The sequence below is a fragment of the Novosphingobium lindaniclasticum LE124 genome (assembly GCF_000445125.1).
Taxonomy (GTDB): Bacteria; Pseudomonadota; Alphaproteobacteria; order Sphingomonadales; family Sphingomonadaceae; genus Novosphingobium; species Novosphingobium lindaniclasticum.
The window spans coordinates 80,585-95,693 of record NZ_ATHL01000055.1; the positions used below are offsets into that span (position 1 = coordinate 80,585).

Here is a 15,109-nt window from a genome sequence, read left to right on the forward strand (position 1 = left end):
TCAAGCGCCGCGCCGGCTACCGCTACCTTTGGCAGCGGGAGCACCAGAACGTGCTTCGCCCGCCTTGCACGAATCGCTGGACCGGCGCGCCGCAGCTACAGTCCTGCCCCTCTCGTCCATAGACCTGCCAGGCAGTAGCGAAATATCCCAGTTCCCCATTGGGCTGGGCATAATCGCGGATGGTCGAGCCGCCCGCCGCAATGGATTCGGACAGGACGTCGCGGATCGCCGGGACCAGCCTGCGCAAGGCCGGCAGGCTCACCGCCCCGGCTTCCTTGTCCGGCCGGATGCCCGAACGGAACAGCGCTTCGCAGACGTAGATGTTGCCCAGCCCGGCCACCACCGACTGGTCGAGCAGCATCTGCTTGATCGGCGCGATACGGCCCTTGAAAGCCGCCTTGAGATGCGCCGGGGCGAGCCCTTGGCCCAGAGGCTCGGGTCCGAGAGCGGCGAAGGGGCCCCACGAATCGAGCGCCTGCGTGGGCACGAGATCGACCGAGCCGAACCGCCGCGCATCGTTGAGCGCCAGCACATGACCCGAGCCGGTCTCGATCACGAGGTGGTCGTGCCTTTCGGGCTTTTCCGGCTCGATCCGCCAGCGGCCGGACATGCCGAGGTGGAACACCATGGTCTGCTCGCGGTCGGTATGGATGAGACCGTACTTGGCCCGGCGCCCCAGAGCCGTGACCTGCGCGCCGGTGAGAACCTGGACGAGATCGGGCGGAAACGGACGGCGCAAGTCCGGCCGGTTCAGCGTGACGCGGGCGATCCGCTCGCCTTCCAGGTAGCGGGCGAGGCCGCGGACGGTGGTTTCTACTTCGGGGAGCTCTGGCATCGTGATGGGGAGATAGGGGGTGGCGAGAAGAAGAGAAAGGGGAAGACCCGGGGGATGATCCCCCGGACCCTCGGAATGTCGGCGCTGCGCACCACCTATCGGTTATGCGCTCCTTGCGGCGCAGCCATCTGGTCTCCACGCAAGGGGTACGCCAAGGGATCCGGTGGGGCACGACCTCGACAGTATCCGGGTGCAGGGGGATGATCCCCCCGCATTTCTCCTTTCCTTTCTACCTCTCTCGAACCAAGCCCACCGAATGGAAAACAACCGCTCTCAAACTCGCGCATTCCTGATGCTCGGGCTGGTCATGCTGTTCTGGGCCGGAAATTCGATCGTCGGCCGTGCGGTTCGCGGCGACATCCCGCCTTTCACGCTGGCGCTGGGGCGCTGGCTGCTGGCGGTGCTCGTCCTGCTGCCGTTCGCCTGGCGGCAGCTCTGGAAGGAATGCGCCGCGGCAAGGGCCGGATGGCGCTGGGTGCTGGTGCTCGGCTTCCTGGGAATCGTCTGCTTCAACGGCTTTCTCTACAAGGGCCTGCACTATACGACGGCCGCCAATGCCTTGCTGTTGCAGGCGGCGATCCCGGCTGCGGTCATGGCGCTGGATTTCGCCGTCTTCGGCGGGCGACCGGGGCGCCTGCATATCCTGGGCGTGGCGGTTTCCACCCTGGGCGTGATCGCCATCGTGTTCCGCGGTGATCCTGCAGCATTGCTGCATCTTGAGTTCGGCGCCGGAGACCTGCTCATCTTCTGCGCGGTCGCGGCCTGGTCGCTCTACACGGTGTTTCTGCGGAAGCGCCCGCCGATCTCGGCGACGAGCCTGCTCGTCCTAACGTTCACCATCGGCGCGCTCGCGATGGCGCCGCTTGCAGCGATGGAGCGAGCGCGCGGCGAACTCGTGGCCTGGAGCCCGCAGGTCGTCGCCGCTTTCGCCTATGTCGGCGTGTTCCCTTCGGTGATCGCTTACTTCATCTACAACCGGGCGACGGGCCAGCTTGGCCCGGCGCGGGCCGGGCAGGCGATCACGCTGATGCCCCTGTTCGGCGCGATGCTCTCGGCGCTGCTGCTGGGCGAACGGCTGCACGGCTACCATCTTGGCGGCATGGCGCTGATCCTGGGGGGCATCGCGCTTTCCGCTCTCGCCATGAGGAGAGCAAAATAACCGGATGGACAGGCTGGCGCGGGGGCGGCCGGGAGGCTAGAGGACTGCGCCATGAGCGAAACGGTTTCCTTCGGCTACGAAGAGGTCAGCCCCGACGAGAAGGAAGGGCGCGTCGGCGCCGTCTTCTCCAGCGTTGCACGCAAGTACGACGTGATGAACGATGCCATGTCCGCCGGCATGCACCGGCTCTGGAAGGACAAGTTCGTGCGCCGCGTGAAGCCGCGCGAGGGCGAGCAGATCCTCGACATGGCGGGCGGCACGGGCGACATCGCCTTCCGCATGGCGGCGCAGGGCGCCTCGATCACCGTGTCGGACATCAACCAGGACATGCTGGACGTCGGCATCGAGCGCGCGATGGAGCGGGGCATCGATGGCCTCGTCTGGTCGCGCCAGAACGCCGAGGTGCTCTCGTTCGGGGATCGGTTCTTCGATGCCTATACGATCGCTTTCGGCATCCGCAACGTCACGCATATCGACAAGGCCCTGGCCGAGGCGCACCGTGTGCTCAAGTTCGGCGGACGGTTCTTCTGCCTGGAATTCTCGACTACCGAATGGCCGGGCTTCAAGGAAGTCTACGACGCCTATTCGCACCATCTGGTGCCGAAGATCGGCCAGGCCATCGCCGGTGACGCCGAATCGTACCGCTACCTGATCGAATCGATCCGCCGCTTCCCGCCGATGCCGGAGTTCGAGAAGATGATCCGCGCGGCCGGTTTCAAGCATACCAAGGTCGAGCCGATCATGGGCGGCCTCGTCGCGATCCACTCGGGCTGGAAAGTGTAACCGGGCAGGTGACGGGTTCCACCACGCATATCCTGCGCCTCCTCAAATGGGGGCGCGTTCTTGCGCGCCATGGGGCGCTGCGCGGGATCGAGAACGATCGCAACGCGCCGGTGCAGGTCAAGCGCCTCTCCCGGATCGCCCGCCTGGGCACGCGTCAGCCGGTCGAGCCCGACTATGCCGGCGCCTTTCAGGAAATCGGTCCGGCCGCGATCAAGCTCGGCCAGGCCCTGGCCACCCGGCCCGACCTCGTCGGCGAAATCCCCGCGCGCAATCTGCTGACCTTGCAGGACAGCCTGCCGCCGGTGGCCTTCTCGCAAATCCGCAAGGTGATCGAGGGCAGCTTCGGCCGCCCGCTCGAACAGGTCTTCGCCTCGATCGACGAGAACCCGGTGGGTGCCGCCTCCATCGCGCAAGTCCACAGGGCGGTTACGCCGGACGGCCGCACGGTTGCGGTGAAGGTACTGCGCCCCGGCATTCGCGAGCAGTTCGCGCGCGACGTCGAGACTTACGAATGGGCCGCCGCCCATCTTGAGGCGCTGGGCGGAGAGGCTGCGCGCCTGCGCCCGCGCGCCGTGGTCGCCAATCTCAAGCGTTGGACCCTGCGCGAACTGGACCTTCGGCGCGAGGCGGCATCCGCTTCCGAACTGTCCGATGCGATGAAGGGCATCCACGGCTACCGCGTGCCGCATATCGACTGGGACCGCACCAACGGCCAGGTGCTGACGATCGAGTGGATCGGCGCCACCAAGATGAGCGATCTGGCGGGCCTGCGCGCTGCCGGGCACGATCTGCCCAAGCTGGCTCATCGCCTGGTGATCACGTTCCTGACCCAGGCGATCTCCAGCGGCTTCTTCCATGCCGACATGCACCAGGGCAACCTGTTCGTCGAGGACGACGGCACCATCGTCGCCATCGACTTCGGCATCATGGGCCGCATCAACCGGCAGGCGCGGCTCTGGCTGGCAGAGATCCTCTACGGCCTCACCACCGGCAACTATCGCCGCGTGGCCGAGATCCATTTCGAAGCCCAGTACGTGCCGAGCTACCACACGGTGGAAGAGTTCGCGACCGCGCTGCGCGCCGTGGGCGAGCCGATGCGGGGCAAGCCGGTGTCCGAGCTTTCGGTGGGCCAGATGCTTGACGGGCTCTTCGCGATCACCCGCGATTTCGACATGGCCGTGCAGCCGCACCTGCTGCTGCTCCAGAAGACGATGGTCATGGTCGAGGGCCTCGCGACTGCCCTCGATCCCGACATCAACATGTGGGATGTCTCCGCGCCTTTCGTGAAGAGCTGGCTGCGCGACGAACTCGGCCCGGAGGCGGTGATCGCCGATCGCCTGCGCGAAGATCTCGGCACGCTGCTGCGCCTGCCCGCGCTGGTGCGGCGGATCGAGGAGAAGTTCCCGCCCAAGGGCGGCGCGCCCGAACAGGCGCCGCTTCCCGAAGTGGAGCTGATCTTCCCGCGCCGTCCGGAACCCACGCAGTGGCTGGGCTATGGCCTGTCGGCGCTGGTCGGCGGCGCCGTGGCGTTCGGGCTGACGTACTGGACGATGCTGGCGTAAGGAAACCCGTCTTCCCGGTTCAGGTCCGGGACGACGGTATCTTGTCGGTCTACTGCAATTCCAGCAGGGCGGGTGCCGCAAACCGATTGCGTGCGCCCTCCCGCTGCTGCACAAGCCCAGCCATGAGTGGACCACGCATTCTCCTGGTCGTGGGCGGCGGTATCGCGGCCTACAAGTCCTGCGAACTCGTTCGGCAGATCCGCAAGGAAGGCGGGGAAGTCACTTGCGTCCTGACCGAGGGCGGATCGCATTTCGTCACGCCCATGGCGCTGGCGGCGCTCTCCGAAAAGCCGGTCTACACGACGCTCTGGGATCTCAAGAACGAGGCCGAGATGGGCCATATCCAGCTCAGCCGCGAGGCCGATCTGGTGGTGGTCTGCCCGGCGACGGCGGACCTTCTCGCCAAGATGGCAGCGGGCATCGCCGACGATCTGGCGACGACGATGCTGCTCGCCACCGACAAGCCGGTCATGGCGGTCCCGGCGATGAACGTGCGCATGTGGCAGCACGCCGCCACCACCCGCAACGTCCAGACGCTGCGCGACGCGGGCGTGGACGTGATGGAGCCGGACGAAGGCACGATGGCCTGCGGCGAGTACGGCCCAGGCCGCCTGCCCGATCCGGTGGCGATCTGGCAGCGCATCGCCTGGGCGCTCGGGCTGGATCCGGTCGAAGTGGCGCCGCTGCCGGGAGGCGAGCCGGATGATCCTGAGGGCCTCAGCCTGGGAGGATTGACTGCGGGCATGGTTTCGCGCCGGAGCACTCCTACCGGCGGTGGTGCCTCCATCAGCCATGAAGACCTCGGCTTCACGGCCGACGAAGCCGCGCTCGCCGCCCGCAAGGGTGAAGCGCGGGCAGCCCCTGCAACGGATTCCGATTCGCTCCACCCTCTGCGCGAGGCCCAGACGGGGCCGCTATCCGGCCGCCACGTCCTGATCACCGCCGGCCCCACCTGGGAGCCGATCGATCCGGTGCGCTACATCGCCAACCGCTCCTCCGGAAAGCAGGGGTTCGCCATCGCCGCCGCCGCTGCCGAGGCCGGTGCGCGGGTCACGCTCGTCGCCGGGCCGGTCCATCTGCCGACCCCGCCCGGCGTCGACCGCGTGGATGTGGAAAGCGCCTTGCAGATGGCTGAGGCGGTGCGCGGGGCGCTTCCCGCCGACATCGCCGTGATGGTTGCCGCCGTCGCCGACTGGCGCGTTGCGCAGGCCGCTGACCAGAAGCTCAAGAAGCGCGGCTCGGCCCTACCGGCGCTGCAGCTCATTGAAAATCCCGACATCCTCGCGAGCGTGGCGACCGGGCCGAGCCGCCCGCCGCTGGTGATCGGCTTTGCCGCCGAGACGCAGGATGTCATTCGCTACGCCACCGAAAAGCGCAAACGCAAGGGCGCCGACTGGATCATCGCCAACGACGTATCGGGCGATGTGATGGGCGGGGACGTCAATGCGGTCCACATCGTGCGCGCGGACGATGTGATCAGTCTTCCGGAAATGCCCAAGGAGGACGTCGCGCGCGCCCTCGTCGAAAGGTTCGCAGATGCACTCCCCCGTTGATGTCCCCGTCCCTGTGAAGATCCTGCCTCACGGCCAAGGGCTGGACCTTCCCGCCTACGCCACCGACGGGGCGGCGGGGATGGACGTGGTCTCGGCCGAGGACGTGACGCTGGCGCCCGGTGCGCGCCACGCGGTCGCGACGGGGCTCGCCATGGCGATCCCGCCCGGCTTCGAGATCCAGGTCCGCCCGCGCTCCGGTCTCGCGCTCAAGCACGGGATATCGGTGCCCAATGCGCCGGGCACGATCGACTCCGACTATCGCGGTGAACTCAAGGTCATCCTCATCAACCACGGCGCGCAGCCGTTCGAAATCCTGCGCGGCGATCGCGTGGCGCAGCTCGTGCTGGCGCCGGTGACGCGGGCGGCCTGGCTCCCCGTCCAGGAACTGGAATCGACCGAGCGGGGCGAGGGCGGTTTCGGGTCTACCGGTGGGGTTGTTGCTTTGGGGAGTTAAGCGGAAAGAGGGAAGTCCTGGGGGATGATCCCCCAGACCCTCGGAATGTCGTCGTCGCGCCCGACCTATCCGTCGCGCGCTCCTCGCGGCGCAGCCATTCAGTCTCCCGACGCCGTGTGGGGCGCACGACGGAGACGGTCCGCGTGATCTAGACAGTAATGGGGAGCAGGGGGGCTATGCTCCCCTGCTTTCTACTTCTTCAATCCTTGCGCTCGATTCGCGCGCGCCTGTCGCGCCGCCGCTTGAGCGAATACCAGCCCACCCCGCCGATGCCGACGACTGCGGCGAGCCCTTTGGCCAGCGCAGAGAAGGCCGCGGAAAGCGCGCCTATGGTCACGCCCCAGAAGAGCTGCGACATGATGGCCATGAAAGTGTTCATCGGCGGCAAGCATTCCCCTGCGGTAAGCGGCGGTCAACCGCAGCAGCCGCCATACGGGCCGGGACGGCAAAAACAAAGGACGGGCCCGCGTATTGCAGCGGACCCGTCCCTCGGTGTCTCCCTCTTCGCAGGGGAGCCTGTCGGCTTATTTCTTTTCCGGTGCGACGGTAATGCGCACGGTCTCCCCGGAGTTCCCCGGGAAATTCGTGAACATGGATTCGATCAGGTTCGGAACCAGATATTGAAGGCGGTTCGAGGTTGAAACAGCCTCCGCCTTGCCTTCGAAGAGTCGCTGGTTGTCTGCTGCGCGGTCGATCTTCAGAGTGATGCCGCTGGTGAAGACGGTGTAGGAATCCACGCCGCCGTCGAAGAAGGGATCGTACCAGCCATAACGCCACGGACCGCCCCAACCCCAGGGGCTACCCCAACCGCGACCGTAGAAGCCGCGTCCGCCCCAGCCACCTCCGTACCACGGACCCCAGTTACCGGTCATGCCGGGGGTGGAGCGGATACGCTCGCGGCCATTGTCGACGCCGTAGTCGAACCGCGCGATGAGCGTGGCCTTCGACGGATCGTCGACCGGAGTATAGCCCACCTTCTGCAGGCGATCGCTCACCAGGCGGGCATAGGTTGCGAATTCGAGGCCGCCGGCGAGCTTGGGATCGTCGGAGACAACGGCCACGGTCTGGCCCGACGGCGCCGGAAGCTGCGACTGAAAGCGTGATACATCCGCCTTGAAGGGCGTAGCGCAGGCGGCGAGCGCCATCAGCAGCACGGTTACGGCGGCGAGCCTGACCTTCCCGAGATGGCGAAAGGATCTATCTGTCATCGGTTTCACTCCACGGACCGGCCAGATCCGAAACGCCCTTCCCAAGCGCGACCTGTGGTCTCTTGCGACTCTGCCCTAATATCAACGCCCTGAATAGCGGTTGAATGGAGGCAGGACGGCGACGAAACGTTTCCATTGCCTTTGTTCCATTCAGCCGTAAGTCACGGCCTCAGATCAGGGTTCTCATGTAGGAAGTCGTCCCTATGCGCACCAGTTCCCCGGACACGATTTCCGTGGCGATTCTTTCGGTTCAATGCGGAAAGGTCCAGGCATTTCGACAGCCGGACGAACCCAGCGCGATCGGCAAGACGCCCGTGACGGGGGCTGTCGGCATTCACCGGCTCGGCCTGGATGGCGACGAGCAGGCGGACCTTGCCGTCCATGGCGGAGTGGACAAGGCGATCCACCACTATCCGCATGATCACTATGCGTTCTGGCGCGAGGCGATAGGCGATCATCCCCTGCTGTCCGGTTACGGTGCATTCGGCGAGAACATAGCAACCCATGGCCTGACAGAGGACACGATCTGCGTGGGCGATCGCTGGCGGCTGGGCACGGCATTGGTCGAAGTCAGCCAGGGGCGGCAGCCGTGCTGGAAGCTCGATCATCGCTTCGACGGCGCGGCGGTAAACGCGCGCGTCGTGAAGTCGCGCCGCTCCGGCTGGTACTACCGGGTACTGGAGGAGGGAACGGTGGCTGCCGGCGACGGGATGGTGCTGGTGGATCGGCCTTACCCGGCGTGGAGCGTGCAGCGCGTCTTCGGCCTGCTGATCGCGGGCGAGCACAAGAAGGACCGCGAAGGGCTGGAAGCCCTGGGCGAGGTTACCCCGCTTGCCGCAGCATGGATCCGGCGCAGGGCGAAGCTGCTGGGCCTCGAGGGATGAGCGGGCAGGAGTCTTGAGAGGTCGTCGCCCCGGACTTGATCCGGGACCGCTGGCGGTTCTTTAGGCGCCTACTCGCGAGCAAGACGCGGCCAGGCCAGCGGTCCCGGGTCGAGCCCGGGACGACGGGGACTTCAGCGGACCAGACCGAGCGCCTGGTAAGCCTTCTCCAGCGTCGGCACTGCGAGCGCACGGGCCTTTTCGGAACCCTTGCGCAGGATGGCATCAAGCGCATCGCGGTCGCCGCGCAGTTCTACGAAGCGGGCGTTGATCGGCGCCAGCTTCTCGACCAGCAGTTCGCCCAGTGCGGGCTTGAACTTGCCGAAGCCTTCACCGCCGAAGTCGGAGAGCACCGCTTCCACCGTGGTTCCGGCCATCACCGCGTAGATTCCCACCAGGTTGCGCGCCTCGGCCCGGCCCTCGAGGCCTTCCTTGTCGGAAGGCAGCGGCTCGGGATCGGTCTTGGCCTTCTTGACCTTCTGCATGATCGTGTCGGCATCGTCGGTGAGGTTGATGCGGGCCATGTCCGAGGGATCGGACTTGCTCATCTTCGACGAACCGTCGCGCAGGCTCATGATGCGGGCGGCTTCGGGCGGGATTATCGGCTCGGGCAGGGTGAATATCGGGGCCTCTTCAGAAGCGAAGTCGTTGTTGAACTTCTGCGCGATGTCGCGGGCGAGTTCGAGATGCTGCTTCTGGTCCTCGCCCACGGGGACGTGGGTGGCCTGGTAGAGCAGCACGTCGGCGGCCTGGAGCACCGGATAGGTGAACAGCGCCACGGAAGCGCCTTCGCGGTTCTTGCCGGCCTTGTCCTTCCACTGCGTCATGCGGTTCAGCCAGCCCATCCGCGCGGTGCCGTTGAGCAGCCATTGCAGTTCGGCATGCTGGGGAACCTGGGTCTGGTTGAACAGGATCGACCGGTCGGGATCGACGCCGCAGGCGACCAACGCCGCCACCATCTCGCGGGTGTTGGCCGAGAGGGTCGCGGGATCGTGCGGCATCGAGATCGCGTGGAGGTCGGCGAGGAAATAGAGGCTGTCACCGCCCTGCGCGGCGACGTCGTCCTGCATTTTCACCCAATTGCGGATCGCACCGAGATAGTTGCCGAGATGCAGGTTGCCCGTAGGCTGGATGCCGGAGACGATACGCATGGATGCGTCCTTCGCGAGTTGTGGGTTGTCAGGAATGTCTTGGTGGCGCCCGGAAAGACGCGGATGCAGGTGCGGTCAGCGCGGCGAGCGCGCGGCGTTCCGCCATCGCTGCGCGCGCGCAGCATCCTGCCATCGCCAGGTGCGGCGAGGAAAGGCAGACTTCGGGAGCGAAAGGTCCTGCATGGGACCGGCTCATAGCACAAACGCGCATGGATGGAAGCCTCAGGACGCGGCGCGGCGGCGGCGCAGCAGGGCGAGGTCGGCGCGGGTGAAGGCCCCGGTCACGAGCGTCGCTGCGGCATAGACGGCGCCGCCGGCCGAGACGAGCGCGGCCAGGGCGAGCCCGCGCACCAGCCAGGTGCCGTGTAGGTAGGGCGTCAGCAGGTCCTGCCCGAACCACAGGACCGCGCCCATCAGGACGGCGGCCAGCGCCAGGCGCGGGGCGCGGCGCTTGAGCCGGGCATCGGCCCGGAAATGGCCACGCTTTACGAGGGTCCAGTAGAGCATGGCGACGTTGACGGTCGAGGCGATAGCGGTCGCCAGCGGTGGGCCCATGTGCTGGAGCGGAACGATCAGCGCGAGGTTGCCGATGAGGTTCACTGCCATCGAGATCATCGCGTAGCGCACCGGCGTCCTGGTATCCTGCCGGGCGTAGAAGCCGGGGGTCAGGACCTTGACGAGGATGTAGCTGGGCAGGCCGATCGAGAAGGCGGCCAGCGCCTCGGCCGTGCGGGCGACGTCGTTCGCGTCGAACTTGCCGTAGCCGAACAGCGCGGCGGCGATCGGCTGTCCGCAGACGATCAGCGCCGCCGCGGCCGGCAGGGTCAGCAGCAGGGCGAGTTCCATGCCGCGGTTCTGCGTGTCCATCGCCGCCGCATGCTCTCCGCCGCCGAGCTGGCGCGAGATCGTCGGCAGCAGCACCGTGCCGAGCCCGATTCCGATCAGGCCGAGCGGAAGCTGGTTCAGGCGGTCTGCCATGTAGATGTAGGTCACCGAGCCATGCGCCAGCAGCGAGGCGGCGAGGGCGGTGGAGATCACGAGATTGATCTGGACCGCACCGGCGCCGGCGGCGGCGGGCAGGATGAGCTTCAGCAGCTGCTTCACGTCCGCGTTCCACACCGGCATTCGGAGACGCATCGACACGCCGTTGGCGCGGCAGGCCCATACGAGCCAGAGCAACTGGAGCGCGCCCGATACCGAAACGCCGATAGCCTGGTTGCGCGCGGTCACCAGAGCGTCGCTGGAATGGAAGCCGAGCAGGGCGACGATCAGCGTCAGGTTGAGCAGGATCGGCGCGGCGGCATTGACCCAGAACTTGTTCAGCGAATTCAGGATACCGCCCAGCAACGAGACGAGGCTGATGAGCGCGAGATAGGGAATGGTGATCCGGCTGAGCTGTACGGCGTAAGCGAACTGTTCGTGGCTGACGCCGTTGAACTTGCCGGAAAGCAGGAAAGTCACCGGCCAGGCGAAGACTTCCAGCACCACCGTCATGGCGATCAGAATCGGGAGGAGTACGGCCAGGGCCTGCTCCGCGAACGTTATGCCTGCCGGAAGTCCGGGGCCGTCCTTGTCGGCGACCTTCTGGTTGAACATCGGGATGAAGGCCGAGGCGAAGGCCCCTTCCGCGAAAAGCGCGCGGAACATGTTGGGCAGGCGAAAGGCGATCAGGAAGGCGTCCGAGGCGAAGCCCGCGCCCACGAAGCGCGCGAACAGGCTGTCGCGGAACAGGCCGAGCACCCGGCTGGCAAGAGTGAGGCCGCCGACGCTGGCGAGCGCCCTGGTGAGGTTCATGCCCTGAAGTTCCCGATGATCCCCGTCACGCGCAACATGTCGAACGAAGGGGGCCAGATAGACCAACGGCCCACGTCTCCGGGTCGGAGGCGCGGGCCGATCTGTTCAGAACGTGCGCCATGCGCCGTTCAAGCCGAAGCTCAGGCGTGGCCGACAGGCTCGCCCTGGGCCGCGTCAGCCTGCTGCTGCGCCTGGATCTGCTGGATGTAGAGGCCGTTGAAGTCGATCGGCTCCAGCATCAACGGGGCGAAGCCGGCGTCGCGCACGGCATCGGCAACGACGCGGCGAGCGAAGGGGAACAGGATGCGCGGGGCTTCGGCGTAGAGGAACGCGTGGGCCTGACCCTCTTCGAGGTTGCGCATGCCGACCAGAGCGGCATAGGCCAGCTCGACCGCGAAAGCGGTGCCTTGCGGGCCCTTCGAAGCGCACATGATCTTCAGTTCGACTTCGTGGACTTCACCGTCGATCTGGCGAGCGCCGATATTGAACTGCACTTCGATCTGCGGCTCGTCCTGCCACGAGAAGCTCTGCGGCGCGTTGGGGTTCTCGACCGAGAGGTCCTTCACGTACTGCGAGATGATGCCGGCGGCCGGCGCGGTATCCTCGCCGTTGCCGAGGTTGAGGTCGGAGATGACGTTGCCTTCGTCGGCCATGTGTTCGTTCCCGTTAAATCCGCTCTGCAAGAGCGTAAGGATTTGAAGTCTGGCCGCGCGCCTAAAGCATTTTGCAGGCGGGTGGAACACCCGAGCACGCTAAATTGTTCGCAAGCGAGCCAGGGGAAATGCCGCGCGGATCGATTCGCGGAGCGCGAGCGTAGACAATGGCCGCAATGGAACGGATCGAGGGGCAGGGCGTTGGTCGATTGCAGCTCTCGGAACGGCGGAAAAATCCCAGATACCGTTGCTCACGCGTTGTTCATTTGAAAACCGTACCTATCTGGGTCTATGATGGCGCCTTCGGGCGGATGGCGAAAGCGCTCCTCCCGTGCCCCGAAGCGTCCAACACAAGGATGGACAAAGGAACGTGACACCGGAAATCGTGATCCTGGCCATGATCGCAGCCTTCCTCGGCCTGCGGCTCTATTCGGTACTCGGCCGCCGCGCCGAGCATGAGGAAGAGCCGATCCAGGGGCGCTTCGAAGGCCGCCAGGGCCAGCCCGGTGCGCCGCGCGTCCCCGCTCCCAAGACCGACGGCAAGGCCGAAGCCAAGGGAGACGAGCGCGGCCGAGTGGGCCAGCCCCAGCGTCTGCGCGAAATGCCGCTCGCGCCGCCCTCGGTAGAGCGCGGCCTTGCCGAAATCTCCAGCGCGGACCGTCGTTTCGACGCTTATGCCTTCCTTGAAGGTGCGCGCAGTGCCTATCGCCTGATCCTCGAATCGTTCTGGAAGGGCGACAAGGACGAGCTTCGCGCCTTGTGCGACGGCGATGTCTACGACAGCTTCGCCGCTGCGATCGACGCGCGTGCCGCTGCCGGCGAGACCATGGACAACCGCCTCATCCGCATCGAGGACGTGGCGATCGTCTCGGCCGGTGCCGAAAACGGCCTCGCCCGCATCACCTTGCGCTTCCGCGCCGACATCGCCGCCGTGACGCGTGACGCCGAAGGCCATGTCATCGCCGGTTCGCTGGACGACGCGATCGAGGCGGTGGACGTCTGGACCTTCAGCCGTCAGCTCAATTCGTCCGGTCCCGACTGGCTGCTCGACGAAACGGACGCCGGTTGAGAACCTCTCGCGATTGATTTCGCACGCACGATCCCACAAGGGTCGACAGGCCGGGCCGAAAGGTCCGGCCTTGTTGTTATCAGCGTCGTCATCAGGATTTCGGAGATCGATCTTGCGAGAAGGAAGCATGTCGCGGCGCCGGGAGTCGCGTTTTCCCGTGCGCCGATTGGCCGCCTTCGTCCTGCCGGCTCTTCTTGCAGCCTGCGTGCAAGTCGTTCCCGCGCCGAAAGCGCCTTCGCGGCCGCCGGCCCGGCCAGCAGCGCAAAAGCCGCGGCCGGTGCCGCCGGTGCCCGTTCGCCCCGCGCCGGCCCGTCCGGCGCCCGCGCAGCCGGCGAGTGCGATAGCGGTGGGCGTGAAGGCCGGGCCTTCGGTCGCATCGCTGCCCCTTGGCGGCAGCGATGCCGCTGCCGCGCTCGCTTCGTTCCGCGAAAGCTGTCCTCGTGTCACGGTGAGAACCGACGCCAGCGGGTTGACGCGCCCGGCCGATTGGCGATCGGCTTGCGCGGCCGCAGCAGCCTGGGGCGGCAAATCCGCTGCGCAGTTCTTCCAGACCTACTTCGAAACCGTGCGCGTCGGAGACGGCAGAGGCTTCGCTACCGGCTATTACGAACCGGAGATCGCGGGCTCGCGCAATCCGGCGCCCGGCTATGCGGTTCCGGTCTATTCCATGCCGGGAGATCTCGTGCGCGCCAAACCGGGCGATGCCTCGCCCACGCCTAGCGGCCGGATGCCGCTCGGGCGTTATGACGGACGCGGCAGCTTCGTGCCCTATCACGACCGCGCCGCCATCGAGCGAGGCGCGCTTTCCGGCCAGGGGCTGGAGATCGCCTGGGTCGCCGACCCTATCGAGTTCTTCTTTCTCCAGGTCCAGGGCTCCGGCCGCCTGCGCGCGCCGGACGGCAGCGTGATGCGCATCGGTTATGCCGGGCAGAACGGCTTGCCTTACACCGGCATCGGCGGGCTGATGCGCGATCGCGGCCTCGTCGGCTCGGGGCCGGGGCAATATTCCGGATCGATGCAGGGTATCATCCAGTACATCCACGACAATCCGGTGGACGGCGCCGCACTCATGCGGGAGAACAAGTCCTGGGTGTTCTTCAAGGAACTTAGGGGCGACGGACCGCTCGGAGCCCTGAACGTGCCGGTGCGGGCACATGCTTCCGTCGCGGCGGATCCGCGCTTCGTGCCGCTCGGTGCTCCGGTCTGGCTTCGGCTGGACCGGCGCGAGGCGACGGGCCTCTGGGTGGCGCAGGATACCGGCGGCGCCATCAAAGGCGCCAACCGATTCGACACCTTCTGGGGCGCGGGCGAGCAAGCGCGGCTGACGGCGGGCGGCATGAGCGGCCGGGGCGAGGCGCTCATCCTCGTACCCAAGGGCACACTCGCGCGTCTGGGCGTGCGGTAAGGCGGCGATGCGGCGTCCGGGGCGAAAACTGAGCGCGGAGGAAGCGGAAGTATGGGCGCAAGTCGCCCGGACGGTGACGCCGCTCGAAAGACGCAGACCCGTCCCCGCCGCCGCGCCTGCGGCGATGGTGCCGGTCCCGGCAAAGACCGTTATGCTTCCTTCTGCGCCGCCGCCGAAAAAGATAAAGGGGCGCGTGCCACCCCCGCTCCCGCCTAAACCGGCGGCCGCGCGGCCGAAGGTCGATGCGCCGCTTCATCTCGACGGATCCTGGGAAAAGCGCATCTCGAAAGGGACGCTGGTTCCGGATTTCAGCCTGGATCTCCACGGGTCGAACCTCGACCAGGCCTACGTCCGGCTGATGCACGGCCTGACCCAGGCCAAGGCGATGGGCGCGCGCGTGGTCCTGATCGTAACGGGCAAGCCGAGGCCGGTGGATGCCATGGATCGCGGAACTGCGCGCGGGGCGATCCGTGCCAAGATCACCGATTGGCTGGCGGCTAGCGACCATGCGCTCGATATCGTGGCCATCCGCGGCGCGCACCGCCGCCACGGTGGGCAGGGCGCGATCTATGTCGTGCTCAAAAAGCGAAGGTAGCAGAAGG

The 15,109-nt window shown here is 66.7% G+C and carries 15 protein-coding genes; 9 read left to right on the forward strand and 6 right to left on the reverse strand.

Annotation, left to right across the window (positions count from 1 at the left end):
• Positions 1–22: 22 nt before the first annotated feature.
• Positions 23–835 carry a bifunctional DNA-formamidopyrimidine glycosylase/DNA-(apurinic or apyrimidinic site) lyase gene (mutM, locus tag L284_RS32730; protein ID WP_021233532.1) on the reverse strand — a complete coding sequence of 271 codons (813 nt, stop codon included), beginning with the start codon at positions 833–835 and terminating at the stop codon, positions 23–25.
• A 256-nt stretch (positions 836–1,091) separates the two neighbouring features.
• Here mutM and L284_RS32735 point away from each other — a divergent pair, with 256 nt between their 5' ends.
• The 5 genes from L284_RS32735 (at position 1,092) to dut (ending at position 6,346) form a co-directional block, all read left to right on the forward strand.
• Positions 1,092–1,994: a DMT family transporter gene (locus L284_RS32735; RefSeq protein ID WP_021233533.1), complete on the forward strand. Its 903-nt coding sequence runs from the start codon at positions 1,092–1,094 to the stop codon at positions 1,992–1,994.
• 51 nt (positions 1,995–2,045) lie between these two features.
• Entirely contained in the window at positions 2,046–2,777 is a 732-nt protein-coding gene (locus L284_RS32740; protein ID WP_021233534.1) for a class I SAM-dependent methyltransferase, read from the forward strand.
• 8 nt (positions 2,778–2,785) lie between these two features.
• Positions 2,786–4,339, forward strand: a complete 1,554-nt coding sequence (gene ubiB, locus L284_RS32745; protein ID WP_021233535.1) for a 2-polyprenylphenol 6-hydroxylase — start codon at positions 2,786–2,788, stop codon at positions 4,337–4,339.
• A 122-nt stretch (positions 4,340–4,461) separates the two neighbouring features.
• Positions 4,462–5,892 (forward strand): bifunctional phosphopantothenoylcysteine decarboxylase/phosphopantothenate synthase, encoded by a 1,431-nt coding sequence (locus L284_RS32750; protein WP_021233536.1) that lies wholly within the window; start codon positions 4,462–4,464, stop codon positions 5,890–5,892.
• On the forward strand, positions 5,876–6,346 hold the full coding sequence (gene dut, locus L284_RS32755) for a dUTP diphosphatase (RefSeq protein ID WP_031341843.1): 471 nt from the start codon (positions 5,876–5,878) through the stop codon (positions 6,344–6,346). The genes L284_RS32750 and dut overlap by 17 nt, the downstream gene beginning before the upstream one ends.
• Before the next feature lie 199 nt (positions 6,347–6,545).
• Here dut and L284_RS32760 read toward each other — a convergent pair whose 3' ends face one another.
• The gene (locus L284_RS32760; RefSeq protein ID WP_235054331.1) at positions 6,546–6,713 is read right to left on the reverse strand and encodes a hypothetical protein; all 168 of its coding nucleotides are present in this window, start codon (positions 6,711–6,713) and stop codon (positions 6,546–6,548) included.
• A gap of 157 nt (positions 6,714–6,870) precedes the next feature.
• Positions 6,871–7,554 (reverse strand): DUF4136 domain-containing protein, encoded by a 684-nt coding sequence (locus L284_RS32765; protein ID WP_021233539.1) that lies wholly within the window; start codon positions 7,552–7,554, stop codon positions 6,871–6,873.
• A gap of 203 nt (positions 7,555–7,757) precedes the next feature.
• Here L284_RS32765 and L284_RS32770 point away from each other — a divergent pair, with 203 nt between their 5' ends.
• Entirely contained in the window at positions 7,758–8,438 is a 681-nt protein-coding gene (locus tag L284_RS32770; protein ID WP_021233540.1) for an MOSC domain-containing protein, read from the forward strand.
• Positions 8,439–8,569: 131 nt separating this feature from the next.
• Here the strand turns inward: L284_RS32770 and trpS are convergent, their stop codons facing one another.
• From trpS to secB, 3 genes are all read right to left on the reverse strand, one after another.
• Positions 8,570–9,586, reverse strand: a complete 1,017-nt coding sequence (gene trpS / locus L284_RS32775; protein WP_021233541.1) for a tryptophan--tRNA ligase — start codon at positions 9,584–9,586, stop codon at positions 8,570–8,572.
• 222 nt (positions 9,587–9,808) lie between these two features.
• Complete coding sequence (gene murJ / locus L284_RS32780; protein ID WP_021233543.1) at positions 9,809–11,380, reverse strand: murein biosynthesis integral membrane protein MurJ; 1,572 nt, start codon at positions 11,378–11,380, stop codon at positions 9,809–9,811.
• Positions 11,381–11,520: 140 nt separating this feature from the next.
• Positions 11,521–12,033 (reverse strand): protein-export chaperone SecB, encoded by a 513-nt coding sequence (secB, locus tag L284_RS32785; RefSeq protein ID WP_021233544.1) that lies wholly within the window; start codon positions 12,031–12,033, stop codon positions 11,521–11,523.
• Between the two features lie 370 nt (positions 12,034–12,403).
• Between secB and L284_RS32790 the strand changes: the two genes are divergently transcribed.
• From L284_RS32790 to L284_RS0123950, 3 genes are all read left to right on the forward strand, one after another.
• On the forward strand, positions 12,404–13,102 hold the full coding sequence (locus L284_RS32790) for a Tim44/TimA family putative adaptor protein (protein WP_021233545.1): 699 nt from the start codon (positions 12,404–12,406) through the stop codon (positions 13,100–13,102).
• Positions 13,103–13,229: 127 nt separating this feature from the next.
• Positions 13,230–14,507: a murein transglycosylase A gene (gene mltA, locus L284_RS32795; protein ID WP_021233546.1), complete on the forward strand. Its 1,278-nt coding sequence runs from the start codon at positions 13,230–13,232 to the stop codon at positions 14,505–14,507.
• Between the two features lie 7 nt (positions 14,508–14,514).
• Positions 14,515–15,102 carry a Smr/MutS family protein gene (locus tag L284_RS0123950; RefSeq protein WP_031341847.1) on the forward strand — a complete coding sequence of 196 codons (588 nt, stop codon included), beginning with the start codon at positions 14,515–14,517 and terminating at the stop codon, positions 15,100–15,102.
• The last annotated feature ends 7 nt before the right edge of the window (positions 15,103–15,109 follow it).

Excerpts from the sequence above, each read along its gene's own strand:
- mutM (WP_021233532.1), bottom strand. The coding sequence starts at position 835 with ATGCCAGAGCTCCCCGAAGTAGAAACCACCGTCCGCGGCCTCGCCCGC.
- L284_RS32735 (WP_021233533.1), top strand. The coding sequence starts at position 1,092 with ATGGAAAACAACCGCTCTCAAACTCGCGCATTCCTGATGCTCGGGCTG.
- L284_RS32740 (WP_021233534.1), top strand. The coding sequence starts at position 2,046 with ATGAGCGAAACGGTTTCCTTCGGCTACGAAGAGGTCAGCCCCGACGAG.
- L284_RS32750 (WP_021233536.1), top strand. The coding sequence starts at position 4,462 with ATGAGTGGACCACGCATTCTCCTGGTCGTGGGCGGCGGTATCGCGGCC.
- dut (WP_031341843.1), top strand. The coding sequence starts at position 5,876 with ATGCACTCCCCCGTTGATGTCCCCGTCCCTGTGAAGATCCTGCCTCAC.
- L284_RS32760 (WP_235054331.1), bottom strand. The coding sequence starts at position 6,713 with ATGGCCATCATGTCGCAGCTCTTCTGGGGCGTGACCATAGGCGCGCTT.
- L284_RS32765 (WP_021233539.1), bottom strand. The coding sequence starts at position 7,554 with ATGACAGATAGATCCTTTCGCCATCTCGGGAAGGTCAGGCTCGCCGCC.
- L284_RS32770 (WP_021233540.1), top strand. The coding sequence starts at position 7,758 with ATGCGCACCAGTTCCCCGGACACGATTTCCGTGGCGATTCTTTCGGTT.
- trpS (WP_021233541.1), bottom strand. The coding sequence starts at position 9,586 with ATGCGTATCGTCTCCGGCATCCAGCCTACGGGCAACCTGCATCTCGGC.
- murJ (WP_021233543.1), bottom strand. The coding sequence starts at position 11,380 with ATGAACCTCACCAGGGCGCTCGCCAGCGTCGGCGGCCTCACTCTTGCC.
- secB (WP_021233544.1), bottom strand. The coding sequence starts at position 12,033 with ATGGCCGACGAAGGCAACGTCATCTCCGACCTCAACCTCGGCAACGGC.
- mltA (WP_021233546.1), top strand. The coding sequence starts at position 13,230 with ATGTCGCGGCGCCGGGAGTCGCGTTTTCCCGTGCGCCGATTGGCCGCC.
- L284_RS0123950 (WP_031341847.1), top strand. The coding sequence starts at position 14,515 with ATGCGGCGTCCGGGGCGAAAACTGAGCGCGGAGGAAGCGGAAGTATGG.